Source organism: Pseudomonas sp. N040 (genome assembly GCF_015637705.1).
Classification (GTDB): Bacteria; Pseudomonadota; Gammaproteobacteria; order Pseudomonadales; family Pseudomonadaceae; genus Aquipseudomonas.
In genome coordinates this window covers 167211-191280 of the sequence record NZ_JADOBE010000007.1, presented here as the reverse complement: position 1 = coordinate 191280, position 24070 = coordinate 167211, and the positions used below count along the sequence as shown (strand labels likewise).

The window sequence follows — 24070 nt, the reverse complement described above, 5'->3', positions numbered from 1 at the left end:
TATCTATTCATGAGTTCTGCTCTGACCATAAGGCAGCTGACCAAAACCTACGGTAATGGTTTCCAGGCCCTCAAGGGGATTGATCTGGATGTCGAAGAAGGCGACTTCTTCGCCTTGCTCGGCCCCAACGGCGCCGGCAAGTCGACCACCATCGGCATTCTTTCCACGCTGGTGAACAAGACTTCCGGCACGGTAAACGTGTTTGGCCACGACCTCGACCGCGAGCCGAGCGCGCTCAAGCGCTGCCTTGGCCTGGTGCCCCAGGAGTTCAACTTCAACCAGTTCGAGAAGCCATTCGACATCGTCGCCACCCAGGCCGGCTATTACGGCATTCCGCGGCGCGTGGCGCGCGAGCGGGCCGAACAGTACCTGACCCAGCTGGGGCTGTGGGACAAGCACAATGTGGCGTCGCGGATGCTTTCCGGCGGCATGAAGCGGCGCCTGATGATTGCCCGCGCGCTGGTACACCAGCCGCGCCTGCTGATTCTCGACGAGCCGACCGCCGGGGTGGATATCGAGCTGCGCCGTTCGATGTGGAGTTTCCTCACCGAACTCAACGAGCAGGGTGTGACCATCATCCTGACCACCCACTACCTGGAAGAAGCCGAGCAGCTGTGCCGCAACATCGCGATCATCGACCAGGGGCGCATCGTCGAGAACACCAGCATGCGCGAACTGTTGCTCAAGCTGCAGTCGGAAACCTTCCTCCTCGATCTCAAGGATGCCCAGTTGCTGCCGCCGCAGCTCACCGGCTACCGCGCGGAACTGCTCGACGGGCAAACCCTGGAAGTCCAGGTGGACAAGGCGCAGGGCGTGAATGAACTGTTTCGCCAGTTGGCCGCACAGCAGATCGAAGTGCTCAGCCTGCGCAACAAGACCAACCGCCTGGAGGAACTGTTCGTTTCCCTGGTAGAGAAGAACCTGTCGAAGGTGAACCCATGAGCGCGTTCCGCGACAACCTGGTCGCCCTGCAGACCATCGTCTACCGCGAAGTGCGCCGCTTCATGCGCATCTGGCCACAGACCCTGCTGCCCCCGGCCATCACCATGGCGCTGTACTTCGTCATCTTCGGCAACCTGATCGGCCGGCAGATCGGCGGGGTCGGCCCGTTCACCTACATGGAGTTCATTGTACCCGGCCTGATCATGATGTCGGTCATCACCAACTCCTACGGCAACGTGGTCTCGAGCTTTTATGGCAGCAAGTTCCAGCGCAACATCGAGGAACTGATGGTGGCGCCGGTTTCGCCGCACACCATTCTGCTCGGCTATGTCACCGGCGGCGTGCTGCGCGGCTTGGCGGTGGGCCTGATCGTGACGCTGCTGTCGCTGTTCTTCACCCACCTGCAGGTGCATCACATCGGCATTACCGCGCTGGTGGTACTGATGACCGCGGCGATCTTTTCCATGGGCGGCTTCATCAACGCGGTGTTTGCCAAGAGTTTCGATGACATCTCGATCATCCCGACCTTTGTGCTGACGCCGCTGACCTACCTTGGCGGGGTGTTCTACTCGATCAGCCTGCTGCCGGAGTTCTGGCAGAAGGTGTCGATGGCCAATCCGATCCTGCACATGGTCAATGCCTTCCGTTACGGCATCCTTGGCGTCTCCGATATCAATATCGGGGTGGCCATAGGCCTGATGCTGCTGGCGGCGACGCTGCTCTACCTGTTCTGCATCCGCCTGATGGTCACCGGCCAGGGCATGCGCCAGTAATTCAGCCGGCGGCTATGGCTATAATGGCCGCCGATTCGAGACTTCAGGCCAGACTTCATGCAGCATCCTGCCGAACATTCGCCACTGGGCAAGTCCAGCCAGTACGTCAGCCACTACGCGCCCGAGCTGCTGTTTCCGATCGCACGCGCGGCGAAATGGGCAGAGCTGGGCCTGCACGCCGGTAATCTGCCGTATCAGGGCGTGGATCTGTGGAACTGCTATGAATTGTCCTGGCTGCTGCCCTCCGGCAAGCCGGTGGTGGCCATCGGCGAATTCAGCATCCCGGCGGATTCACCGAACATTATCGAGTCGAAGTCCTTCAAGCTCTACCTGAACTCCTTGAACCAGAGCCGCTTCGCCAGCCTGGCGGAATTGGAGCAGGCCCTGCAGCGTGATCTGTCGGCCTGTGCCGGGGCCCCGGTGGGCGTACGCGTGCGCGGTCTCGAGGTGGTGGCGGCCGAGGGTGTGGCGCAATTACCCGGCACCTGCATCGATGAGCTGGATATCAGTGTCAGCAGTTATGCCCGGCCGCAGCCGGAATTGCTGCGCTGCGACCCCGCGCTGGTGGTCAGCGAAAGCCTGCACAGCCATCTGCTCAAGTCGAATTGCCCGGTTACCGGGCAGCCGGACTGGGGCAGCGTGCTGGTCGAATACCAGGGCGCACGGCTCGATCACGCCAGCTTTCTCGCCTATCTGGTGAGCTTCCGCGAGCATGCGGACTTCCATGAGCAGTGCGTCGAGCGGATTTTCCTCGACCTGCAACGCCTGCTGCAGCCGCAGCGGCTGACGGTCTATGCCCGTTATGTGCGCCGTGGCGGGCTGGACATCAACCCGTACCGCAGCACCCACGCCATCACCCCGGCAAACCTGCGGCTGGTCAGGCAGTAGCGCGGGTCGCGCAGCCGGCGGGCATCTCAGATACCCATGTTGGCCAGGCTTTGCAGGATGTTGCGCAGGGTGGCGGTCAGGGTCGGGTGACTGACTTCAAAACGTTCGATGGCCAGATTGACACCATCCACCAGCGATTCGTTCTGCTCGGTTTCGGCGGTCTCGACCAGGTTGGCTTCGATTTCTTGCAGCAGGGCCACCAGCGATGCGCGCTCGTCCGCATCCAGGGGCGGGTTGTTGGCCAGCTGGTCGCGCAGTTGCTGCAATTGCTGCTGAAGGTTTTGCGGCATGGTGTTCCCCTCGAAATAGGTAAGTTGCGGGCTGCGGATTGCGACCCCGGTTCAGGTTAATGGTAATTCAGCTTGGTCCCGGTTGCCTGATTCATATCAAGGCGCGAGATTGCCGCGCGCTGTTTCACCTAAATGGCTGCGGAAAGTCCCGACTCCACTCTATAATCCGCGCTTTCAACGCTCAGCCGAGCCTATTAACTGGCGCATGCCGCCCGCAGATCCAGGAGTTATCCCTATGGGTTTTCGTTTTTCCAACAGTGTTGGCCAGCCCGCACGGATGCTATTGCTGACTTCGCTGACGCTGCTGTCGGCGGCAACCCTGGCCAGTGAAGAAGATGACCCGTGGGAAAGCTTTAACCGGCCGATCTTCACTTTCAACGACACCCTGGATACCTATGCACTGAAACCGCTGGCGCAGGGTTACCAGGCGGTGACCCCGGACCCGGTGGAAGACAGCGTACACAATTTCTTCGGCAACCTCGGTGATGTGAAGAACCTCGCCAATGACCTGCTGCAGGGCAAGTTGCACGAGGCGGGCGTGGATACTGCGCGCGTCCTGTTCAACACCACCTTCGGCGTGCTGGGCCTGTTCGATGTGGCCAGCAAGATGGACCTCAAGCGCAGCAACGAGGATTTCGGGGTGACCATGGGCGTCTGGGGCGTGAATACCGGCCCCTACCTGGTGCTGCCACTGCTGGGCCCGAGCACCGTGCGTGATGCTGTCGGCAAGATCCCGGACACCTTTGTCGAACCCTATCGCTATGTGAGCGATGTGCCGGTGCGCAACTCGGCGCGCGGACTGGACGTGGTTGATACCCGCGCCAACCTGCTGAAGGCGGAAGAGCTGATCACGGGCGACAAGTACGTGTTCATCCGCAATGCCTATCTGCAAAACCGCGAGTTCAATGTGCAGGATGGCGAGGTCGAAGACGACTTCTGATCGCTGTTGTTTCGCGCACGCCACCGGTTCAGCAGGTTTCAGGCGAGCCGGTCGGATGCTGTAACCAATCCGGCCAGTCGGCGCTTTGCCACTTCACATGTAGCCAGGGGATAGGCGCCGATGAACACCGTGCTACTGCATTGCCGTGCAGGTTTCGAGAGCGAAGTCTGCTCGGAAATCAGCGAAGTGGCCGCCCGTCTCGAGGTGGCCGGCTATGCCAAGGCCAAACCCGACAGCGCCTGCGCCGAATTCATCTGCAGCGAGGCGGATGGCGCCCAGCGCCTGATGCGCGGGCAGCGGTTTGCCAAGCTGATCTTTCCGCGGCAGTGGGCGCGCGGCGAGTTTGTCGAGCTGCCGGAGAAGGACCGCATCAGTGTGCTGCTGGCGCATCTGGCGAGCTACCCGCCGTGCGGCAGCCTGTGGCTGGAAGTGTTCGACACCAATGACGGCAAGGAGCTGTCGAATTTCTGCAAGAAGTTCGAGGCGCCATTGCGCAAGGCACTGAGCCAGGCCGGCCGGCTGGTCGATGATCCGCTCAAGCCGCGGCTGCTGCTGACCTTCAAGAGTGGCCGCGAAGTCTTTCTCGGCCTGGCCGAGGCCAACAACTGCGCGATGTGGCCCATGGGCATTCCACGGCTCAAGTTTCCCCGCGAGGCGCCGAGCCGTTCGACGCTCAAGCTGGAAGAGGCCTGGCACCATTTCATTCCGCGCGAGCAGTGGGATCAACGCCTGGCGCCCGGCATGACGGCTGTCGACCTGGGTGCCGCGCCGGGTGGCTGGACCTGGCAGCTGGTCAACCGGCAGATCAAGGTGATCGCCGTGGACAACGGACCGATGGATGAAAGCCTGATGTATTCAGGCCTGGTTGAGCACCAGCGCGCCGACGGTTTCACCTTCAGGCCGCGCAAGCCGGTGAACTGGATGGTCTGCGACATCGTCGAGAAGCCGGCACGCAACGCGGCGTTGATCGAGACCTGGCTGGGCGAGGGGCTGTGCCGCGAGGCGGTCGTCAACCTGAAGCTGCCGATGAAGCAACGCTACGCCGAGGTCGTGCGGCTGCTCGGGCGCATCGAGGAGGGCCTGAAGGCGCGCGGGCTGAAAGTCAGCATCGGCTGCAAGCAGCTGTACCACGACCGCGAGGAAGTCACCTGTCACCTGCGTCGCCTGTAAGTTGCCCCCGCGCAGCCGCTGGCTGCCGAGACGGGATGACCGCCTGGGCGGTTTGCGGGACAATGGCGGCAGTCTACGGAGTTTCTGCATGTGCCCATCCATTGATACCGCCGCTGCCGCCGAGCTGGATGCCACCGGGCTGAGCTGCCCGGAGCCGGTGATGCTGCTGCACAACAAGGTGCGCGACCTGCCGCCCGGCGCCTTGCTGCGGGTGCTCGCCACCGATCCCTCGACGCGCCGCGACATCCCCAAGTTCTGCCTGTTTCTCGGTCACGAGCTGCTTGAGCAGACCCAGGAGAACGGCACCTACCTGTACCTGATCAGGATCAAGCTGGGCTGAGCGGCAGCTGCCGGCCGACTATGGCTCGAACCTGGGCCTGGCTCAGGCCGCGCCCGGCCGGATACGCCGCCGGGCGCTGCGCACCAGGCGGATGCCGAGCAGCAGCGCCGCGCTGCTCAGCCCGACCACCAGCCCTTGCCAGAGCCCCTGTGGCCCGCTGGGCACCCCGCACAGATCATCCAGCCCCAGGCAGTAACCGACCGGCAAGCCGATGCCCCAGTAGGCGAACAGGGTGATCAGCATGGCTATCCGGGTGTCCTGGTAGCCGCGCAGGGCGCCGGCGGCGGTGACCTGGATGGCATCGGAGAACTGGAAAATCGCCGAATAGACCAGCAGCGAGGCAGCGATGGCGATGACCGCCGGATCGTTGGTATAGATGTCGGCAATCGAATCGCGCAGCAGCAGCATCGCGCTGGATGACAGGCAGGCATAAAAGAGCGCAGCGCCCATGCCCACGCCGGCGCTGAAGCGCGCTTCGCGGGGTGCGCCCGCGCCCAGGGCGTGGCCGACGCGTACCGTGACCGCCATCCCCAGCGCATAGGGAATCATGAATACCAGCGAGCTGAAGTTCAGGGCGATCTGGTGGCCGGCGACCATGGTCGCGCCCATCGCGCCAATCAGCAGGGCGATCAGCGCAAAGATGCTCGACTCGGCGAAGACGGCAATCCCGATCGGCAGGCCGACCCCGAGCAGGCGGCGGATGACCGCCAGCTGCGGCCACTGAAACCGGCGCAACAGGCGGCTGTGCCGGTAGTGCGGCGCCCAGCTGACCCAGCCCAGCATGCCCAGCAGCATCGCCAGCATCACCAGTGAAGTGGCCCAGCCGCAGCCCACGCCGCCCATTGCCGGCAGCCCCAGCTTGCCGTAGATGAACAGGTAGTTGAGCGGTATGTTCAGCAGCAGACCGAGCACCGCCAGCACCATGGTCGGACGGGTCAGGCCAAGGCCGTCGCTGTAGCAGCGCAGTACATGGAACAGCGCAATCGCCGGAAAGCCGCAGGCAATCGCCCGCAGGTAACCGATGGCCGGTTCGACCAGGCTGGCGTCCACGCGCATCAGTTGCAGCACCGGCTCGGCATGCCACAACGCCAGCCCGCACAGGCCGCCGAGCAGCAGGGCCAGCCACAAGGCCTGATGCACCAGGGGCGGAATCCTGGCCTGCTGCTGAGCGCCAAAGCATTGCGCCACCTTCGGCGTGGTGGCCAGCAGGATGCCGGTCATCAGCAGGAATACCGGCACCCACAGCGAGTTGCCGAGGGCCACGGCGGCGAGGTCACGCGCGCTGACCTGGCCGGCCATCACGGTGTCGACGAAGCCCATCGCCGCATACGAGAGTTGCGCGACCATGATCGGAACGGCCAGCCGCAGCAGGTCCTTGAGTTCGCTGCGGCTGCGGGCAAGGCGGAGGGCGAGGCGGGACAAGGCGGCTTCCTGCGAAACAACGGGCGGCTAGTCTACGCGCTGCGCCAGGCCACCGGCGAGGATTCAACCGCGTGGCGCCTGCCATGCAGTAGAATGCCGGGCCTGAACCGGGAGCACGCCATGCTGATTGTCGCCGACGAGAATATCCCCCTGCTCGACGAATTTTTCGCCGCTTTTGGCGAGATCCGCCGTTACCCGGGACGCGCCATCGATGCCGCAGCCGTACGCGAGGCCGATGTGCTGCTGGTGCGCTCGGTAACCCGGGTCGATCGCCAGTTGCTGGCTGGCAGCAACGTCAGGTTTGTCGGCACCTGCACCATCGGTACCGATCATCTGGACCTCGGGTTTTTCGCGGCGGCCGGGATTGCCTGGGCCAGCGCCCCCGGCTGCAATGCGCGCGGGGTGGTGGATTACGTGCTGGGCAGCGTCCTGGCACTGGCCGAGGCGCAGGGTGTCGACCCGGCGTGCCGCCGCTATGGCATCGTCGGCGCCGGCCAGGTCGGCAGCCGGCTGGTGGCGGTGCTGCGTGGGCTGGGCTGGTCGGTGCAGGTCTGTGACCCGCCGCGGCAGGCCGCCGAGGGTGGCGACTTTGTCAGTCTGGAGCGGATTCTCGCCGACTGCGATGTCATCAGCCTGCACACCCCATTGACCCGGGAGACCCGCCATCTTGTCGGGGCCTGCGAGTTGTCACGGATGCGGCCTGGCAGCTGGCTGATCAATGCCAGCCGCGGCGCGGTGCTCGACAATCCGGCCCTGCGTCAGGCGCTGCAAGACGGTGCCGAACTACAGGTGGTGCTGGATGTCTGGGAAGGCGAGCCGCTGGTGGATGCCGCGCTGGCGCAGTTGTGCCGGATCGCCACACCGCACATTGCCGGCTACAGCCTGGATGGCAAGCTGCGTGGCACGGCGCAGATTTATCAGGCCTTCTGCGCCTGGCAACAGACTCCGCCAACCGTCGATTTGCAAGGTCTGCTGCCGCGCCAGCCGCTCGCCGAAATTACCCTGGACGCCACGGCGGCGGTGGCCTGGGCGCTGCCGCTGGTGTGCCGGGCGGTGTATGACCCACGGCGCGACGATGCCGACTTCCGCCGCAGCCTGGCCGGTGGCGAGCAGGCGCGCCGCGCCGCTTTCGATCAGTTGCGCAAGGCTTATCCGCTGCGCCGCGAAATCGACGGTCTGCGGGTGCGCCTGCAGGGGGGCAACCCGGCGCTGGCGCAGATGCTTGAGGCGCTGGGGGTCAGCCTTGTCTGAGTCACTGTTTCGCCTGGGGCTGATCATCAACCCGCTGGCCGGGTTGGGTGGCAGCGTTGCGCTCAAGGGCAGCGACGGGGTGGCCGCGCAGGCCCTGGCGCTGGGCGCGGAGCCACGCGCCGCGGCGCGGACCCGGTTGGCGCTGGAGCGTCTGTTGCCGCTGGCCGGGCGTATCGAATTCGTCTGTTTTCCCGGCGCGATGGGGGGCGACCTGCTGGCGCAGATGGGCTTTCGCCAGCGCCTGCTTGGCCAGCCGCATGCCGGCCCGACCACGGCGGCGGATACCCGCGCCGCTGTGCAGCAATTGCAGGATGCCGGCTGTGCCCTGATCCTGTTCGCCGGCGGCGATGGCACGGCGCGCGATGTCTGCGCCGCTGCACGCGCAGGCCAGCCGGTACTGGGCATCCCGGCCGGGGTGAAGATCCATTCCGGGGTGTATGCCACCAGCCCGCGGGCGGCCGGCGAGCTGGCGCGACAGCTGCTGGACGGCGGCCTGGTGCGGCTGACCGCCGGCGAGGTCCGCGATCTGGATGAGAGCGCCTTGCGTGAGGGCAGGGTAGCCGCGCGCTGGTATGGCGAACTGACCGTACCGGAGCCCGGCCAGTACATGCAGCACGTCAAGCAGGCGGGAATGGAATCCGAGGAGCTGGTACTCGGCGACCTGGCTGACTGGCTGCACGACAGCTGGGAGGTGGACGTGCGTTATGTCTTCGGTCCCGGCTCGACGCTGCACGGGCTGGCGCAGCAGCTTGGCCTGGCAACCAGCTTGCTCGGCGTCGATGTGATCGAGAATGGCCGGGTGATCGGTCGCGACCTCACCGAGGCGCAATTGTTCGCACTGGTCGACGGGCATCCGGCGTACCTGCTGGTCACCGCCATCGGCGGGCAGGGCCATATCCTCGGTCGCGGCAACCAGCAGATCAGCCCGCGCGTGTTGCGCAGCATCGGCCTTGAACGATTGCGGGTGGTAGCCACCAAGCGCAAGCTGGGCACCCTCGAAGGCCGCCCGCTGCTGGTCGATAGCGGTGATCCGCAACTGGACGACAGCTTTCCGGATGCCGTGCGGGTCTGGGCCGGTTACAAGGAAGAATTGCTTTATCCACTAGGTTACGCCGCCGGAGATTCCTGATGCTCACTGCCCGCCATCGCCATGCGTTGCAACTGGCTGGACGCTTCATCGCGCCTTACCGCTGGCGGGTCGCGGGGGCGCTGGCGGCGCTGCTGTTTACCGCGGTCATCACCCTGTCGATGGGCCAGGGCATTCGCCTGCTGGTCGATCAGGGCCTGGCGACCCAGTCGCCGAGCGCGTTGAACCAGTCGATTGCGCTGTTCTTCCTGCTGGTGGTGGCGATGGCGGTCGGCACCTATATCCGCTTTTACCTGGTTTCCTGGTTGGGCGAGCGTTGCGTGGCGGATATCCGCAAGCGCGTGTTCAATCACCTGGTTGAACTGCATCCGGGGTTCTATGAAAGCAACCGCAGTTCGGAGATCCAGTCGCGCCTGACGGCCGACACCACGCTGCTGCAGTCCGTTATTGGTTCCTCGCTGTCGATGGCCTTGCGCAGCTGCATCATGCTGGTCGGCGGGGTGATTTTCCTGTTCTTCACCAACGTCAAGCTGACCGCCATCGTGATTGCCGCGCTGCCGCTGGTGGTGGCGCCCATCCTGCTGTTCGGCCGGCGCGTGCGCGCGCTGTCCCGGCAGAGCCAGGATCGCGTGGCGGATGTCGGCAGTTATGTCGGCGAGACGCTGGGCCAGATCAAGACCGTGCAGGCCTACAACCACCAGCAGCAGGACAAGTCGCGCTTTGCCGAAACGGCCGAGGCGGCCTTCCATACGGCGCGCCAGCGCATCAAGCAGCGCGCCTTGCTGATCAGCGTGGTCATCCTGCTGGTGCTCGGTGCGGTCGGGGTGATGCTCTGGGTCGGCGGCATGGATGTGATTGCCGGGCGCATTTCCCCGGGTGATCTGGCCGCGTTTGTGTTCTACAGCCTGATCGTCGGCTCCTCCTTCGGCACCATCAGCGAAGTGATCGGCGAGTTGCAGAGCGCAGCCGGCGCAGCCGAGCGCATCGCCGAGCTGTTGCGCGAGCGCAACGCCATCAGCGCGCCGTCGATCGGCCTGCAACGCCTGCCGGAGCGCGTCAGCGGCCGGCTGGAACTGCACGAGCTGCGTTTTGCCTACCCGTCACGGCCGCAGCAGTTTGCCGTGGATGGCATCAACTTGACGGTCGCGGCGGGGGAAACCCTGGCATTGGTCGGACCGTCCGGGGCCGGCAAGTCGACGCTGTTCGATCTGCTGCTGCGTTTCTTCGATCCGCAACAGGGCGAGATCCGCATTGAGGGTGTGCCGCTGCGCCAGCTCGAGCCGGGCGACCTGCGCCGCTGCTTTGCCCTGGTCTCGCAGAATCCGGCACTGTTCTTCGGCAGCGTGGAAGACAACATCCGCTATGGCCGGCCTCAGGCGACCCAGGCGGAGGTCGAGGCGGCAGCCAAGGCGGCTTACGCCCATGACTTCATCATGAAACTGCCGCAGGGCTACCAGACCCGGCTGGGCGACGCCGGCCTCGGACTGTCGGGTGGCCAGCGCCAGCGCCTGGCAATTGCCCGGGCGCTGCTGGTGGATGCGCCGATCCTGTTGCTTGACGAAGCTACCAGCGCACTGGATGCGGAAAGCGAACACCTGATCCAGCAGGCTTTGCCCGGCCTGATGGCCGGCCGTACTACGCTGGTGATCGCGCACCGCCTGGCTACCGTGAAAGGCGCCGACCGCATTGCGGTGATCGAACACGGCCAACTGGTGGCACTCGGTACGCACCAGCAACTGGTGGTCAGCAACCCGCTGTATGCGCGACTGGCGGAGTTGCAGTTCAATAATCCGGAGGAGGTCGAGACTAGCTTGGGTTGAGCCGCGTAGCGACGAAGCCCAACCTACAAGACACAAAAGCCGGCCCTTGCTTGCACATGAGGCCGGCTTTTCAGTGCTTTCTCAGCGGTATTCGCAGAGGTAGGCGGTGTCCTCGGCGACTTTGAGCTGGAACTTGCTGTTGGCCGGGACGGTGAATTGGCTGCCGCCGGCAAAGGTTTCCCAGCTGTCGCTGCCGGGCAGCTTGACGCTCAGGGCGCCGGCGATCACATGCATCACTTCCAGCTGGGCTGTGCCGAATTCATAGTCGCCAGCAGCCATCACGCCGATGGTGGCCGGGCCTTCGCGCATGTCGAATGCGATGGATTTGACGGTGCCGTCGAAGTATTCGTTGACCTTGAACATGCAGGATTCCTTGAGCAGGGGTGGAAAAATGGGTTGGGCATTATGCCCAAGCCATACTCTGGCGTCACTAAAGGGCGCGGGATCGCTGGCTAACCCGGCTGCAGGTCCGGTCTGCTGCGTGCTAGGCTCGCTGCCTTGATTCTGTGGAGGTGATGTATGGCAAAGGTGGCGTTTATCGGGCTGGGCGTGATGGGGTTTCCGATGGCCGGACATCTGGCCTGCGAGGGGCATCAGGTGTGTGTGTACAACCGCAACCCGGCAAGGGCCGAGCTCTGGTGTGCCGAATTTGCCGGAGACAGTGCGGCCACCCCGCGCGAGGCCGCCGCGGGCGCCGAGTTCGTGATGACCTGCGTCGGCAACGACGATGATCTGCGCGCAGTCCTGCTGGGCGAGGATGGCGCCTTTGCCGGCATGACCGCTGGGGCGGTGCTGGTCGATCACACCACGGCTTCGGCCAATGTGGCCCGCGAGCTGGCAATCCTCGCTGCCGAGTGCGAGCTGGGCTTTCTCGATGCGCCGGTTTCCGGCGGTCAGGCCGGTGCCGAGAACGGCATGCTGACCATCATGGTCGGTGGCGAGCAGGCTTTTTATGACCGGGTAGCCCCGGTGATCGAGTGCTACGCCAAGATGAGCCGCCTGATGGGGCCGGTTGGCAGTGGCCAGTTGACCAAGATGGTCAACCAGATTTGCATCGGCGGGCTGCTGCAGGGGCTGTCCGAAGCCCTGCATTTCGCCCAGTGTGCTGGCCTCGACGGGCTTGGCGCCATGGAGGTGATCAGCAAGGGTGCCGCGCAGTCCTGGCAACTGGAAAATCGCCATCAGAGCATGTTGGCCGGCAAGTTCGACTTTGGTTTTGCCGTGGACTGGATGCGCAAGGATCTGGCTATCGTGCTGGACGAGGCGCGGCGCAATGGCGCGCAACTGCCGGTGACGGCGCTGGTCGACCAGTTCTATGCTGATGTGCAGGCCATGGGTGGCCAGCGCTGGGACACTTCGAGCCTGATAGCCCGGCTGAAGCCGGCCAGGTAGCGCCTGGCGTGATTTGCACATTCAACCGCGAACTGTCCGCGCAGGGTCAGTTGCGAAAGATAAAGTACACCGCCCCCAGCAGGCACAGGCCCGCCCACAGGTAGTCCAGCTTCATGGGTTGCTGCATGTACAGCACGCTGAACGGCACGAAGACGCTGAGGGTGATGACTTCCTGCATGATCTTCAGTTGTCCGACCGACAGTTCGGTGTAACCGATGCGGTTGGCCGGCACCATCAAAAGGTACTCGAACAGCGCGATGCCCCAGCTGATCAGCGCGGCAATGATCCAGGGCTTGCTGTTCAGTGCCTTGAGGTGGCCATACCAGGCAAAGGTCATGAAAATATTCGAAAGAGACAGCAGGGCAGCGCTTTGCAGCCAGACCGGCATGGTTTTGACTCCGGATGATTAAACCCGCGCAGGTTAAGCCGTGGCATTGCTGGCCACAAGAATAATGGGGCAAATGCAGGGTTGGCCGAGCTGCAGGTCTTGGCAGGGCAGGGGGGGCATGACCTGCCCGGTAATCCGCTTTAAAATCGCAGGCTCACTGGTTTTCTGCGAGATGTCTTCAATGCAATGTCGAGCTGGTTGTGGCGCCTGTTGCATAGCGCCATCCATCACTTCTGCCATTCCCGGCATGCCCAACGGCAAGGCGGCAGGCGAGCGCTGTGTGCAACTGTCGGCAGATTATCTGTGCCTGCTCTTCGGTAATCCGGAGCGTCCGGCCGTGTGTGCGGCATTCAGCGCCGATCCGCAGGTCTGTGGTGCGAGCCGGACAGAAGCGTTGCACTTGCTCGGCTGGCTGGAGCAAGCCACTGCACAGAAATGACAAAGGCTGCCGAGGCAGCCTTTGTCACTATCCCTTGCGGGATTACTTGCGATCTTGCAGAGACACGTAATCGCGACGGTCGTAGCCTGTGTACAGCTGGCGTGGCCGGCCGATCTTGTAAGGGCTGGAGAGCATTTCTTTCCAGTGCGAGATCCAGCCAACGGTGCGCGATACCGCAAAGATCACGGTGAACATGCTGGTCGGAATCCCGATTGCCTTGAGAATGATACCCGAGTAGAAGTCCACGTTCGGGTAAAGGTTGCGCTCAACGAAATAGGGATCGTTGCGGGCGATTTCATCCAGGCGCATGGCCAGTTCCAGCTTCGGATCATTGATGCCCAGTTCGGCCAGCACTTCATCACAGGTCTTTTTCATGACCGTGGCGCGCGGGTCGAAGTTCTTGTAGACGCGATGGCCAAAGCCCATCAGCTTGAACGGATCGTTCTTGTCCTTGGCCTTGGCGATGAATTTTTCGATGTTCTCGACGCTGCCAATCTCGTCCAGCATGCTCAGCACGGCTTCGTTGGCGCCGCCGTGAGCCGGGCCCCAGAGAGCAGCGATACCCGAAGCGATACAGGCGAATGGATTGGCGCCGGACGAACCGGCAAGACGCACGGTCGAAGTCGAGGCGTTCTGCTCGTGATCCGCGTGCAGGATGAAGATCTTGTCCATGGCTCTGGCCAGAACCGGATTGATCGGTTTTATCTCGCACGGGGTGTTGAACATCATGTGCAGGAAGTTTTCCGCGTAAGTCAGATCATTGCGCGGGTACATCATGGGTTGGCCCATGGAGTACTTGTAGGCCATTGCCGCCAGCGTGGGCATCTTGGCAATCAGGCGCATGGCCGAGATTTCACGGTGCTTCGGATTCTTGATATCCAGCGAGTCATGGTAGAACGCCGAAAGCGCACCAACTACGCCGCACATTACCGCCATCGGGTGGGCATCGCGGCGGAAACCGTTGAAGAAGGTTTTCAGTTGTTCGTGAACCATGGTGTGGTTCTTGATGATGCCGACAAACTTTTCCTTCTCGGCTGCGGTCGGCAGTTCGCCGTTGAGCAGGAGAAAGCAGGTTTCGAGGTAATCGGAGTTTTGCGCGAGCTGCTCGATCGGGTAACCGCGATGCAGGAGGATGCCCTTGTCGCCATCGATATAGGTGATTTTCGACTCGCAGGAAGCTGTCGACATGAAACCTGGGTCAAACGTGAAGCGGCCAGTGGCAGTAAGACCACGTACATCGATCACGTCAGGACCGACCGTGCCATTCAAAATAGGCAGATCGACCGGGGCGGAGCCCTCGATGATCAACTGCGCTTTATTGTCAGCCATTGTGGCCTCCCTAATTGCTTGAAATCATCTGTCAGCCCCGACTCTGGGACGGCAACACTATAGGGACAAAAAACTGAAAGTCAATTTGCCTTGGAGGGGCCAAAAGCGTTGCTTCTGAAGGGTTTGCACCACTTTCGAGCAGTACATACGCCATTTTTTGCCCAAGTACAATGCGCCAGTAGGAGGGGGTGTTTGCATTGTCACGAAGGGGCGCGCTGTCCTATACTCCGCATCCGACCGCCGGGGGTGAAATTCCGTTGCGCTGGTGGTCGTCACTCTCGGGTGATAGGTACCTGCTAGTGCACTTCCCGACAACTTGCCCTGTTTCCAGGGGCCTCAGTGTGATTAAGAAGCCGTGAATAGCCAACGACCTGTAAATCTTGATCTTCGGACTATAAAACTCCCGATCACTGCCTACACCTCAATCCTGCACCGGATCTCCGGTGTGATCCTGTTCTTCGGACTTGCAGTGTTGCTCTATGTGCTGGACATGTCGCTCTCTTCGGAAGAGGGTTTTGCCCAGGTCAAGGAGTGCCTGACCAGCCCGCTGGTCAAGCTGGTGCTGTGGGGGCTGTTGTCCGCATTGCTCTACCACTTGGTGGCCGGTGTGCGTCATCTGGTCATGGATGCCGGCATTGGTGAAACGCTGGAAGGCGGCAAGCTGGGCTCCAAGATTGTCTTGGTGGTCTCCGTGGTGCTGATTGTGTTGGCGGGAGTCTGGATATGGTAACCAACGTAACGAATTTTTCGCGCTCGGGTCTGTATGACTGGATGGCGCAGCGTGTTTCGGCCGTTGTCCTGGCCGCCTACTTTCTGTTTCTGCTGGGTTTTCTGGTTACCAGCCCGAATCTGACTTATGCCGACTGGCAGGGCCTGTTTGCGCAAAACTGGATGCGTATTTTTACGCTCCTGGCTTTGCTGGCTATCAGCGTGCACGCATGGGTGGGAATGTGGACCATAACCACCGACTATTTGACCCAGATGGCCTTGGGCAAGTGGGCTACCGGCGTGCGGTTTCTCGTACAGGCGTTCTGCGGCATGGTGATGTTCGTGCTGTTTGTCTGGGGCGTACAGATTCTCTGGGGTATCTGATTCATGGCTAGCATTCCAACTCTTTCCTATGACGCCATCATCATTGGTGGCGGTGGTGCCGGCATGCGGGCTGCTCTGCAGCTGGCGCAGGGCGGTCACAAGACTGCTGTGGTCACCAAGGTTTTTCCAACCCGTTCGCACACCGTTTCAGCCCAAGGCGGGATCACCTGTGCCATTGCTTCGGCCGACCCGAACGACGATTGGCGCTGGCACATGTACGACACCGTGAAGGGCTCCGATTACATCGGTGATCAGGATGCTATCGAGTACATGTGCTCTGTCGGACCGGAAGCGGTCTTCGAACTCGAGCACATGGGCTTGCCGTTCTCGCGCACTGAACAGGGGCGCATCTATCAGCGTCCTTTCGGTGGCCAGTCCAAGGACTACGGCAAGGGTGGCCAGGCCGCGCGTACCTGCGCCGCCGCTGACCGTACCGGTCATGCACTGCTGCACACCCTCTATCAGGCCAATTTGAAGAGTGGTACCTCGTTTCTCAACGAGTGGTATGCGGTAGATCTGGTGAAGAACCAGGACGGTGCCATCGTTGGTGTCATCGCCATCTGCATCGAAACGGGTGAAACTGTTTATATACGCTCCAAGGCCGTGGTTCTGGCCACCGGCGGTGCCGGGCGCATCTATGCGTCAACCACCAACGCGCTGATCAATACGGGTGACGGCGTGGGCATGGCCCTGCGTGCCGGCGTGCCGGTGCAGGACATCGAAATGTGGCAGTTCCACCCGACCGGCATCGCCGGCGCTGGCGTGCTGGTGACCGAGGGTTGCCGCGGCGAGGGTGGCTATCTGATCAACGCTCATGGCGAACGCTTCATGGAGCGCTATGCGCCGAACGCCAAGGACCTGGCCGGCCGCGACGTGGTTGCGCGCTCGATGGTCAAGGAAGTCATCGCCGGTAATGGTTGTGGCCCGGACAAGGATCACGTACTGCTGAAGCTCGATCACCTTGGCGAAGACGTGCTGCACAGCCGTCTGCCGGGTATCTGCGAACTGTCGAAGACCTTCGCCCACGTTGATCCCGTGGTGGCTCCGGTTCCGGTCATCCCGACCTGCCACTACATGATGGGCGGCGTGCCGACCAATATTCATGGCCAGGCCATTACGCAGGATGCCAACGGCAACGACAAGATCATCGAAGGCTTGTTTGCCGTGGGTGAAGTGGCCTGCGTATCGGTGCATGGCGCCAACCGGCTGGGCGGCAACTCGCTGCTTGACCTGGTGGTGTTCGGTCGTGCGGCCGGCCTGCATCTGGAGAAGGCACTCAAGGAAGGCATCGAGCTGCGTGGTGCCAGCGAGTCCGACTTGGAACTGTCGCTCAAGCGCCTGTCCGGTGTTAACGAGCGTGCCTCGGGCGAAGACGTTGCACCGCTGCGTAAAGAGCTGCAGAACTGCATGCAGAACTACTTCGGTGTGTTCCGTACCGGCGAATACATGCAGAAGGGTATTGCCCAGCTGGCTGACCTTCGCGAGCGCATCGGCGGCGTGAAGATTGCCGACAAGAGCCAGGCGTTCAATACCGCCCGCATCGAAGCCCTTGAGCTGCAGAATCTGCTTGAGGTGGCTGAAGCCACGGCGATAGCTGCCGAGGTTCGCAAGGAGTCGCGTGGTGCGCATGCTCGTGAAGACTATGAAGATCGCGATGATGAAAACTGGCTGTGCCATTCGCTGTACTTCCCGGGCGAGAAACGCGTGACCAAGCGTGCGGTGAATTTTGCACCCAAGACCGTTCCGGTATTTGAACCCATGATTCGTACTTATTAAGGGTGGCGGGTATGTCTCAAGCCAACATGTTGCAAGTCAGTGTCTATCGCTATAACCCGGAGCAGGACTCGGCTCCGGTTATGCAGGACTTCCAGGTTGACACCGGTGGCAAGGACATCATGGTTCTTGACGTGCTGGCGTTGATCAAGGAACAGGATGTCACCTTTTCCTATCGCCGCTCCTGCCGTGAAGGCGTCTGCGGTTCGGATGGCATGAATGTCAATGGCAAGAACGGCCTGGCCTGTATTACGCCGCTGTCTGCCACGGTGACCAATAACAAGCTGGTCGTTCGGCCATTGCCTGGTTTGCCGGTCATTCGTGACCTGGTAGTGGACATGAGCATCTTCTACAAGCAGTACGAGAAGGTGCAGCCATACCTGCAGAATGACACTCCGGCTCCAGCCATTGAGCGTCTGCAGTCGCCTGCCCAGCGTGAAAAACTGGATGGACTTTATGAGTGCATTCTCTGCGCATGCTGCTCGACGTCCTGCCCGTCGTTCTGGTGGAACCCTGACAAGTTCCTCGGCCCGGCAGCACTGCTGCAAGCCTATCGCTTTCTGGCGGACAGTCGTGACACCCAGACAGCAGAGCGGCTGGCGGCTCTGGATGACCCGTTTAGCGTGTTCCGTTGCCGCGGCATCATGAACTGCGTGAATGTGTGTCCGAAGGGCTTGAATCCGACCAAAGCTATCGGGCATGTACGCAACATGCTGCTGCAAAGCGGTACCTGATACACAGAGTTATTTTGCCGCGGCACCGGTAATCATCCGGTGCAGTGGTTCTGTCTCGGGCTGCAGCTCACAAAGCCGCAACTCCATTTGAATATGACGACCAGCAGGGGATCCGGGCTGGTACCCGGACTGTCTGCGGAACTCGTAGTGGCTTACCAAGTCGCTGCACTGGACTGATAAGTTGAAGCGGATTTCGCCGATAGCGTTCCCCTTACAAGAGGGTGACCTAGCATGCAAGAAAGCGTGATGCAGCGCATGTGGAACAGCGCACACCTATCCGGTGGTAACGCTGCCTATGTTGAAGAGCTTTATGAGCTCTATCTGCACGATCCGAATGCTGTGCCTGAAGAATGGCGCAACTATTTCCAGAAACTCCCGGCAACCGGCCTGGCTACAAGCGACGTTTCGCACTCCACCATTCGTGATCAATTCGTTCTTCTTGGCAAGGGGCCTCGCCGCGCCGCACCGGCTTCCGCGGGTAGCGTCAGCAATGAACAACAAAGAAAGCAGGTCGAGGTGCTCCGCCTGATCCAGGCTTATCGCATGCGCGGTCACCAGGCAGCCCAGCTTGATCCGCTGGGCCTGTGGAAACGAACTCCTCCCTCCGATCTTTCGATCAATCATTACGGCCTCACCGATGCGGACCTCGATGGACGCTTTCATACCGGTGAATTGTATATCGGCAAGAACGAGGCAACCCTGCGGGAAATCCAGCAGGCGCTGCAACAGACGTATTGCCGCACCATCGGGGCTGAATTTACCCATATTGTCGATTCCGAGCAGCGCAAGTGGTTCCAGCAGCGTCTGGAAAAAGTCCATGGCCGCCCGGTCGTCTCAGTTGAAGTGCAAAGGCATCTACTTGAGCGTCTGACTGCCGCTGAAGGGCTGGAAAAGTACCTGGGCACCAAGTATCCGGGTACCAAGCGTTTTGGTCTGGAGGGCGGCGAGAGCCTGATCCCCTTGCTGGATGAAGTGATCCAGCGCAGTGGCTCCTACGGCACCAAGGAAATCGTTATCGGCATGGCTCACCGTGGCCGCCTGAACGTCCTGGTAAATACCTTCGGCAAGAATCCACGTGAATTGTTCGACGAGTTCGAAGGCAAGAAGACTGCCGGGCTCAGTTCGGGTGACGTCAAGTACCATCAGGGTTTTTCATCCAATGTGATGACGCAGGGTGGGGAAGTTCACCTGGCGCTGGCGTTCAACCCTTCGCATCTTGAAATCGTCTCGCCGGTTGTCGAGGGGTCTGTGCGTGCGCGCCAGGATCGCCGCAAGGATTTCGCCGGGGAGAAGGTCCTGCCGATCTCGATTCACGGCGATGCGGCCTTTGCCGGGCAAGGCGTGGTGATGGAAACCTTCCAGATGTCCCAGACCCGGGGCTACAAGACTGGCGGTACCATTCATATCGTGATCAACAACCAGGTGGGATTCACCACCAGTCGTCCAGAGGATGCTCGCTCTACCGAATATTGCACTGACGTCGCCAAGATGATTCAGGCGCCGATCTTTCATGTGAACGGTGATGATCCGGAAGCGGTCTTGTTCGTGACCCAACTGGCGGTCGATTACCGCATGCAGTTCAAGCGCGATGTGGTGATTGATCTGGTCTGCTACCGCCGTCGTGGACATAACGAGGCGGATGAGCCGAGTGGCACGCAGCCCCTGATGTACCAGCAGATCGCCAAACAGACCACGACCCGTGAACTGTATGCCGCTACTTTGGTTAATGCGGGTGTGCTCAGTGCACAAGGTGTTCAGGACAAGATCGACGAGTACCGCACGGCTCTAGACAACGGTCAGCATGTTGTCAAAAGTCTGGTAAAAGAGCCCAACAAGGAGCTCTTCGTCGATTGGCGCCCCTATCTGGGACACGTCTGGACTGGTCATTATGACACCAGGGTCAATCTGAAAACCTTGCAGAAGCTCGCCGACAAGCTGCTGGATCTGCCGGATGGCCTCGTGGTGCAGCGCCAGGTAGCCAAGATTCTTGAGGATCGCCAGAAAATGACGGCAGGCGCATTGCCGATCAACTGGGGATATGCGGAAAACCTGGCTTACGCGACACTGTTGAATGATGGCCATCCGGTACGCATTACCGGTCAGGATGTGGGGCGCGGAACTTTCTCGCACCGGCATGCCGCCCTGCATAACCAGAAAGACGCGAGCACCTATCTGCCCTTGCAGCACATGAGCGAGGATCAGCCGCGCTTTGACCTGTACGACTCCTACCTCTCGGAGGAGGCAGTGCTGGCCTTCGAATACGGCTACTCGACCACCATGCCCAATGCATTGGTGGTCTGGGAAGCCCAGTTTGGTGATTTTGCCAACGGCGCCCAAGTGGTGTTCGACCAGTTCATTTCCAGCGGCGAGCACAAGTGGGGCCGGCTCTGCGGGCTGACCATGCTGCTGCCCCATGGCTACGAAGGCCAAGGGCCCGAGCACTCCTCAGCCCGACTGGAGCGCTATCTGCAACTGTGTGCTGAACACAATATGCAGGTTTGCATCCCGACTACTCCTGCTCAGGTCTATCACATGCTGCGCCGGCAGGTGGTTCGCCCTCTGCGTAAGCCTTTGGTCGCATTGACGCCCAAGTCGCTGCTGCGGCACAAATTGGCTATCTCGACACTCGAGGATCTGGCTGAAGGCGCATTCCAGACGGTTATTGGCGAGATTGATGAGCATGATCCGAAAAAGATCGAGCGTCTGATTCTCTGCAGCGGCAAGGTTTATTACGACTTGCTCGAGAAGCGCCGGCTTGAAGGGCGTGACGATATTGCAATCGTTCGCATCGAACAGCTGTATCCATTCCCGGAGAGTGATCTTGCGGAGGCGATTTCGGCCTACAAAAACCTCAAGCACATTGTCTGGTGCCAGGAAGAGCCAATGAATCAGGGCGCTTGGTATTGCAGTCAGCATCACATGCGCCGTGTCGCCAGTGCACACAAGCGGTCGTTGTTTCTGGAATATGCGGGCAGGGACGCTTCGGCTGCACCCGCATGTGGCTACGCCTCGATGCATGCGGAGCAGCAGGAAAGATTGCTACAAGATGCCTTTACGGTTTAACCACAGACGAACGAATGGGGCTGTCGCACCCGAGCTTGTGCAGCAGCTACGCAGAACAGAACGAACATAGACAGGAACACTAGAGCATGGCTATCGACATCAAAGCACCCACATTCCCTGAATCGGTTGCTGACGGCACAGTTGCAACCTGGCACAAAAAGCCGGGCGAGGCAGTTAAGCGGGATGAATTGCTGGTGGATATCGAGACCGACAAGGTGGTCATGGAGGTACTTGCCGAGGCCGATGGTGTTCTTGCGGAAATCGTCAAGAACGAGGGCGAGACCGTTCTGAGCGGTGAATTGCTCGGTCGTCTGGGCGAGGGCGGAGCGGTTACTGCTGCTGCCCCGGCTGCCCCGGCTGCGGTTGCCGCTGCACCTGCTAATCCTGCATCTGCGGCTGCAATACTTTCTCCGGCAGCGCGCAAGCTGGCGGAGGAGGGTGGCCTCGATCCGGCCAGCATCACTGGCACAGGCAAAGGCGGGCGAGTCACCAAGGAAGATGCAGTGGCTGCTGTGGAGGCGAAGAAATCCGCGCCGGCTGCTCCGCTGAAGGCAGTTGCGCCAGCCGCCGAGGCACCGCTCTTCGCCGAAGGTGATCGCATCGAGAAACGTGTGCCGATGACCCGCTTGCGCGCCAAGGTAGCCGAGCGTCTGGTCGAGGCTCAGTCGTCGATGGCGATGCTGACCACCTTCAACGAAGTCGACATGACCGAAGTCATGGCGCTGCGCTCGAAATACAAAGACCTGTTCGAGAAGACCCATAACGGCGTGCGCCTGGGTTTCATGTCATTTTTCGTCAAGGCTGCCGTGGAAGCGCTGAAGCGCTTTCCGGCGGTCAATGCCTCGATCGACGGCACCGACATCGTCTACCACGGCTACCAGGATATCGGGGTGGCCGTCTCCAGCGACCGTGGTCTGGTGGTGCCGGTACTGCGCAATGCGGAGCTGATGAGCCTGGCCGACGTCGAGAACGGCATCGCGATCTTTGGCAAGAAGGCGCGCGACGGCAAGTTGTCGATCGAAGAGATGACCGGTGGCACCTTCACCATCACCAATGGCGGTACTTTCGGTTCGATGATGTCGACGCCGATTGTCAACCCACCGCAAGCAGCCATCCTGGGCATGCACAACATCCTGCAGCGCCCGATGGCCATCAACGGCCAGGTGGTTATCCGTCCGATGATGTACCTGGCGCTGTCCTACGATCACCGCCTGATCGACGGAAAGGAGGCTGTCAGCTTCCTGGTGACCATCAAGAACCTGCTGGAAGATCCGGCCCGCCTGCTGTTGGACATCTGAGCGCAAGCCAAGCAAGGACGGCATCTAATCCATGCCGTCCCGTTTTACCCGAGAAGGAAAAAGTTATGACACAGAAATTTGATGTGGTTGTGATTGGTGCCGGCCCTGGAGGTTATGTGGCAGCGATCAAGGCCGCGCAACTTGGACTGAAGACTGCTTGTATCGAGAAGTATCAGGACAAGCAGGGCAAGGTTGCACTGGGTGGAACCTGCCTGAATGTTGGCTGTATCCCCTCCAAGGCGTTGCTGGACAGTTCGTGGAAGTATCACGAGGCTAGCGAAGGCTTCAAGGTGCATGGCATTGAGGTCAAGGGCGTCAGCATTGACGTGCCAGCCATGGTCGGGCGCAAGGACGTGATTGTAAAAAACCTGACTGGTGGTGTCAGCACGCTGTTCAAGGCCAATGGCGTGTCCCTGCTGGAAGGTCACGGCAAGCTGCTGGCGAACAAGCAGGTCGAGCTCACGGCAGCGGATGGCAGCATAGAGATAATCGAGGCCGAGAACGTCATCATCGCTTCCGGTTCCAAACCAATCGATATCCCGCCGGCGCCCGTAGACCAGAATGTGATCGTCGACTCGACGGGTGCGCTGGACTTCCTGGAAGTGCCGAAGAAGCTTTGCGTCATCGGCGCAGGGGTCATCGGCCTGGAGCTGGGTTCGGTATGGGCTCGTCTGGGCGCCGAGGTCACGGTGCTTGAAGCACTGGACAAGTTTCTGCCGATGGCTGACGAGCAAGTCGCCAAGGAAGCGCTCAAGACCTTTACCAAGCAAGGCCTGAATATTCGCCTGGGCGCCCGCGTGACCGGCTCGGAAATCAAGAAGAAGCAAGTCACGGTTACGTTCACCGATGCCGTTGGCGAGCAGAAATCGACCTTTGACAAGCTGATCGTGGCGGTAGGCCGGCGTCCGGTGACCACGAATGTGCTGGCGGCTGATTGCGGCGTGAAGCTTGATGAACGCGGCTTCATCTTCGTCGATGACCATTGCGCCACCAGCGTTCCGGGCGTCTATGCCGTGGGTGACGTGGTGCGTGGCCCGATGCTCGCCCACAAGGCCTCGGAAGAGGGCGTCATGGTTGCCGAGCGCATTGCTGGCCACAAGGCACAGATGAACTACGACCTGATCCCCTCGGTTATCTACACCCACCCCGAGATTGCCTGGGTTGGCAAGACCGAACAGACCCTCAAGGCGGAAGGCGTTGCGGTCAATGTTGGCGTGTTTCCGTTTGCTGCCAGTGGCAGGGCGATGGCGGCCAACGATACCGGCGGTCTGGTGAAGGTGATTGCCGATGCGACCAGCGACCGTGTGCTGGGCGTACATGTGATTGGCCCGGGCGCCGCCGAACTGGTTCAGCAGGGTGCAATCGGTATGGAGTTCGGTACCAGTGCCGAGGATCTGGGGATGATGGTGTTCTCCCATCCGACCTTGTCCGAAGCCCTGCATGAAGCAGCCCTTGCGGTGAATGGTCACGCCATCCACATTGCCAATCGCAAGAAACGCTAAAGCCAGAATTGGCCCTTACCTGGTAAGGGCCGCTTTACCAGGGCGGTCACCTCGGCAAGAACTATAGCGGTTCTATTCGATGACCGACCTTATCCTTCCAAGGAAGTGGTAACAGGTGGTGCCGTACCACAAGTACG

Annotated in this window: 23 protein-coding genes; 18 read left to right on the top strand and 5 right to left on the bottom strand. The window is 61.2% G+C overall.

Going from position 1 to position 24070, the window contains the following annotated elements; all coding sequences use genetic code 11:
- Positions 1-9: 9 nt before the first annotated feature.
- The 3 genes from ISX93_RS12140 to queF are packed head-to-tail and all read left to right on the top strand — an operon-like array spanning position 10 to position 2603.
- Positions 10-942: an ABC transporter ATP-binding protein gene (locus ISX93_RS12140; protein ID WP_195778981.1), complete on the top strand. Its 933-nt coding sequence runs from the start codon at positions 10-12 to the stop codon at positions 940-942.
- Complete coding sequence (locus ISX93_RS12135) at positions 939-1715, top strand: ABC transporter permease (protein ID WP_195778980.1); 777 nt, start codon at positions 939-941, stop codon at positions 1713-1715. Before ISX93_RS12140 ends, ISX93_RS12135 begins: the two co-directional genes overlap by 4 nt.
- A 57-nt stretch (positions 1716-1772) precedes the next feature.
- Positions 1773-2603, top strand: a complete 831-nt coding sequence (gene queF / locus ISX93_RS12130) for an NADPH-dependent 7-cyano-7-deazaguanine reductase QueF (RefSeq protein WP_195778979.1) — start codon at positions 1773-1775, stop codon at positions 2601-2603.
- Between the two features lie 26 nt (positions 2604-2629).
- Here the strand turns inward: queF and ISX93_RS12125 are convergent, their stop codons facing one another.
- The gene (locus ISX93_RS12125; protein WP_195778978.1) at positions 2630-2893 is read right to left on the bottom strand and encodes a DUF4404 family protein; all 264 of its coding nucleotides are present in this window, start codon (positions 2891-2893) and stop codon (positions 2630-2632) included.
- A 235-nt stretch (positions 2894-3128) separates the two neighbouring features.
- Here ISX93_RS12125 and ISX93_RS12120 point away from each other — a divergent pair, with 235 nt between their 5' ends.
- The 3 genes from ISX93_RS12120 (at position 3129) to tusA (ending at position 5343) form a co-directional block, all read left to right on the top strand.
- The gene (locus tag ISX93_RS12120; RefSeq protein ID WP_195778977.1) at positions 3129-3833 is read left to right on the top strand and encodes an MlaA family lipoprotein; all 705 of its coding nucleotides are present in this window, start codon (positions 3129-3131) and stop codon (positions 3831-3833) included.
- 120 nt (positions 3834-3953) lie between these two features.
- Positions 3954-5003: a 23S rRNA (cytidine(2498)-2'-O)-methyltransferase RlmM gene (rlmM, locus tag ISX93_RS12115; RefSeq protein ID WP_195778976.1), complete on the top strand. Its 1050-nt coding sequence runs from the start codon at positions 3954-3956 to the stop codon at positions 5001-5003.
- 88 nt (positions 5004-5091) lie between these two features.
- Positions 5092-5343, top strand: a complete 252-nt coding sequence (gene tusA, locus ISX93_RS12110; RefSeq protein ID WP_195778975.1) for a sulfurtransferase TusA — start codon at positions 5092-5094, stop codon at positions 5341-5343.
- A 42-nt stretch (positions 5344-5385) separates the two neighbouring features.
- Here the strand turns inward: tusA and ISX93_RS12105 are convergent, their stop codons facing one another.
- Complete coding sequence (locus tag ISX93_RS12105) at positions 5386-6765, bottom strand: MATE family efflux transporter (protein ID WP_195778974.1); 1380 nt, start codon at positions 6763-6765, stop codon at positions 5386-5388.
- Between the two features lie 120 nt (positions 6766-6885).
- Between ISX93_RS12105 and pdxB the strand changes: the two genes are divergently transcribed.
- The 3 genes from pdxB to ISX93_RS12090 are packed head-to-tail and all read left to right on the top strand — an operon-like array spanning position 6886 to position 10923.
- Positions 6886-8016: a 4-phosphoerythronate dehydrogenase PdxB gene (gene pdxB / locus ISX93_RS12100; protein ID WP_195778973.1), complete on the top strand. Its 1131-nt coding sequence runs from the start codon at positions 6886-6888 to the stop codon at positions 8014-8016.
- A 4-nt stretch (positions 8017-8020) separates the two neighbouring features.
- Positions 8021-9145 (top strand): ATP-NAD kinase family protein, encoded by a 1125-nt coding sequence (locus ISX93_RS12095; protein ID WP_195779034.1) that lies wholly within the window; start codon positions 8021-8023, stop codon positions 9143-9145.
- A complete protein-coding gene (locus ISX93_RS12090; protein ID WP_195778972.1) occupies positions 9145-10923 on the top strand; it encodes an ABC transporter transmembrane domain-containing protein in 1779 nt (592 codons plus the stop codon). Before ISX93_RS12095 ends, ISX93_RS12090 begins: the two co-directional genes overlap by 1 nt.
- 81 nt (positions 10924-11004) lie before the next feature.
- Here ISX93_RS12090 and ppnP read toward each other — a convergent pair whose 3' ends face one another.
- On the bottom strand, positions 11005-11286 hold the full coding sequence (ppnP, locus tag ISX93_RS12085) for a pyrimidine/purine nucleoside phosphorylase (protein WP_195778971.1): 282 nt from the start codon (positions 11284-11286) through the stop codon (positions 11005-11007).
- Positions 11287-11442: 156 nt separating this feature from the next.
- Between ppnP and ISX93_RS12080 the strand changes: the two genes are divergently transcribed.
- The gene (locus ISX93_RS12080; RefSeq protein WP_195778970.1) at positions 11443-12315 is read left to right on the top strand and encodes an NAD(P)-dependent oxidoreductase; all 873 of its coding nucleotides are present in this window, start codon (positions 11443-11445) and stop codon (positions 12313-12315) included.
- A 46-nt stretch (positions 12316-12361) separates the two neighbouring features.
- On the opposite strand, the gene ISX93_RS12075 is transcribed toward ISX93_RS12080, so the two are convergent.
- Positions 12362-12703 carry a DMT family protein gene (locus ISX93_RS12075; protein ID WP_195778969.1) on the bottom strand — a complete coding sequence of 114 codons (342 nt, stop codon included), beginning with the start codon at positions 12701-12703 and terminating at the stop codon, positions 12362-12364.
- A 181-nt stretch (positions 12704-12884) separates the two neighbouring features.
- On the opposite strand from ISX93_RS12075, the gene ISX93_RS12070 reads away from it, so the two are divergent.
- Positions 12885-13142, top strand: coding sequence for a YkgJ family cysteine cluster protein (locus tag ISX93_RS12070; protein WP_195779033.1), 258 nt, complete (start codon positions 12885-12887; stop codon positions 13140-13142).
- Between the two features lie 42 nt (positions 13143-13184).
- Here ISX93_RS12070 and gltA read toward each other — a convergent pair whose 3' ends face one another.
- Complete coding sequence (gltA, locus tag ISX93_RS12065; RefSeq protein WP_195778968.1) at positions 13185-14471, bottom strand: citrate synthase; 1287 nt, start codon at positions 14469-14471, stop codon at positions 13185-13187.
- Between the two features lie 355 nt (positions 14472-14826).
- Between gltA and sdhC the strand changes: the two genes are divergently transcribed.
- The 7 genes from sdhC (at position 14827) to lpdA (ending at position 23933) form a co-directional block, all read left to right on the top strand.
- The gene (gene sdhC, locus ISX93_RS12060; protein ID WP_195778967.1) at positions 14827-15201 is read left to right on the top strand and encodes a succinate dehydrogenase, cytochrome b556 subunit; all 375 of its coding nucleotides are present in this window, start codon (positions 14827-14829) and stop codon (positions 15199-15201) included.
- A complete protein-coding gene (gene sdhD / locus ISX93_RS12055) occupies positions 15195-15563 on the top strand; it encodes a succinate dehydrogenase, hydrophobic membrane anchor protein (RefSeq protein ID WP_195778966.1) in 369 nt (122 codons plus the stop codon). Before sdhC ends, sdhD begins: the two co-directional genes overlap by 7 nt.
- Positions 15564-15566: 3 nt before the next feature.
- Positions 15567-17339: a succinate dehydrogenase flavoprotein subunit gene (gene sdhA / locus ISX93_RS12050; RefSeq protein WP_195778965.1), complete on the top strand. Its 1773-nt coding sequence runs from the start codon at positions 15567-15569 to the stop codon at positions 17337-17339.
- A gap of 26 nt (positions 17340-17365) precedes the next feature.
- Positions 17366-18070 (top strand): succinate dehydrogenase iron-sulfur subunit, encoded by a 705-nt coding sequence (locus ISX93_RS12045; RefSeq protein WP_195779032.1) that lies wholly within the window; start codon positions 17366-17368, stop codon positions 18068-18070.
- 231 nt (positions 18071-18301) lie between these two features.
- Positions 18302-21133: a 2-oxoglutarate dehydrogenase E1 component gene (locus tag ISX93_RS12040; RefSeq protein ID WP_195778964.1), complete on the top strand. Its 2832-nt coding sequence runs from the start codon at positions 18302-18304 to the stop codon at positions 21131-21133.
- A gap of 86 nt (positions 21134-21219) precedes the next feature.
- Positions 21220-22431, top strand: a complete 1212-nt coding sequence (odhB, locus tag ISX93_RS12035; RefSeq protein ID WP_195778963.1) for a 2-oxoglutarate dehydrogenase complex dihydrolipoyllysine-residue succinyltransferase — start codon at positions 21220-21222, stop codon at positions 22429-22431.
- A gap of 65 nt (positions 22432-22496) precedes the next feature.
- Positions 22497-23933, top strand: a complete 1437-nt coding sequence (gene lpdA, locus ISX93_RS12030) for a dihydrolipoyl dehydrogenase (protein WP_195778962.1) — start codon at positions 22497-22499, stop codon at positions 23931-23933.
- The last annotated feature ends 137 nt before the right edge of the window (positions 23934-24070 follow it).

What these genes read in the sequence shown, in the direction of transcription:
- ISX93_RS12140 (WP_195778981.1), top strand. Translation starts at nt 10, where the DNA reads ATGAGTTCTGCTCTGACCATAAGGCAGCTGACCAAAACCTACGGTAAT.
- ISX93_RS12135 (WP_195778980.1), top strand. Translation starts at nt 939, where the DNA reads ATGAGCGCGTTCCGCGACAACCTGGTCGCCCTGCAGACCATCGTCTAC.
- queF (WP_195778979.1), top strand. Translation starts at nt 1,773, where the DNA reads ATGCAGCATCCTGCCGAACATTCGCCACTGGGCAAGTCCAGCCAGTAC.
- ISX93_RS12125 (WP_195778978.1), bottom strand. Translation starts at nt 2,893, where the DNA reads ATGCCGCAAAACCTTCAGCAGCAATTGCAGCAACTGCGCGACCAGCTG.
- ISX93_RS12120 (WP_195778977.1), top strand. Translation starts at nt 3,129, where the DNA reads ATGGGTTTTCGTTTTTCCAACAGTGTTGGCCAGCCCGCACGGATGCTA.
- rlmM (WP_195778976.1), top strand. Translation starts at nt 3,954, where the DNA reads ATGAACACCGTGCTACTGCATTGCCGTGCAGGTTTCGAGAGCGAAGTC.
- tusA (WP_195778975.1), top strand. Translation starts at nt 5,092, where the DNA reads ATGTGCCCATCCATTGATACCGCCGCTGCCGCCGAGCTGGATGCCACC.
- pdxB (WP_195778973.1), top strand. Translation starts at nt 6,886, where the DNA reads ATGCTGATTGTCGCCGACGAGAATATCCCCCTGCTCGACGAATTTTTC.
- ISX93_RS12090 (WP_195778972.1), top strand. Translation starts at nt 9,145, where the DNA reads ATGCTCACTGCCCGCCATCGCCATGCGTTGCAACTGGCTGGACGCTTC.
- ppnP (WP_195778971.1), bottom strand. Translation starts at nt 11,286, where the DNA reads ATGTTCAAGGTCAACGAATACTTCGACGGCACCGTCAAATCCATCGCA.
- ISX93_RS12080 (WP_195778970.1), top strand. Translation starts at nt 11,443, where the DNA reads ATGGCAAAGGTGGCGTTTATCGGGCTGGGCGTGATGGGGTTTCCGATG.
- ISX93_RS12075 (WP_195778969.1), bottom strand. Translation starts at nt 12,703, where the DNA reads ATGCCGGTCTGGCTGCAAAGCGCTGCCCTGCTGTCTCTTTCGAATATT.
- ISX93_RS12070 (WP_195779033.1), top strand. Translation starts at nt 12,885, where the DNA reads ATGCAATGTCGAGCTGGTTGTGGCGCCTGTTGCATAGCGCCATCCATC.
- gltA (WP_195778968.1), bottom strand. Translation starts at nt 14,471, where the DNA reads ATGGCTGACAATAAAGCGCAGTTGATCATCGAGGGCTCCGCCCCGGTC.
- sdhD (WP_195778966.1), top strand. Translation starts at nt 15,195, where the DNA reads ATGGTAACCAACGTAACGAATTTTTCGCGCTCGGGTCTGTATGACTGG.
- sdhA (WP_195778965.1), top strand. Translation starts at nt 15,567, where the DNA reads ATGGCTAGCATTCCAACTCTTTCCTATGACGCCATCATCATTGGTGGC.
- ISX93_RS12045 (WP_195779032.1), top strand. Translation starts at nt 17,366, where the DNA reads ATGTTGCAAGTCAGTGTCTATCGCTATAACCCGGAGCAGGACTCGGCT.
- ISX93_RS12040 (WP_195778964.1), top strand. Translation starts at nt 18,302, where the DNA reads ATGCAAGAAAGCGTGATGCAGCGCATGTGGAACAGCGCACACCTATCC.
- odhB (WP_195778963.1), top strand. Translation starts at nt 21,220, where the DNA reads ATGGCTATCGACATCAAAGCACCCACATTCCCTGAATCGGTTGCTGAC.
- lpdA (WP_195778962.1), top strand. Translation starts at nt 22,497, where the DNA reads ATGACACAGAAATTTGATGTGGTTGTGATTGGTGCCGGCCCTGGAGGT.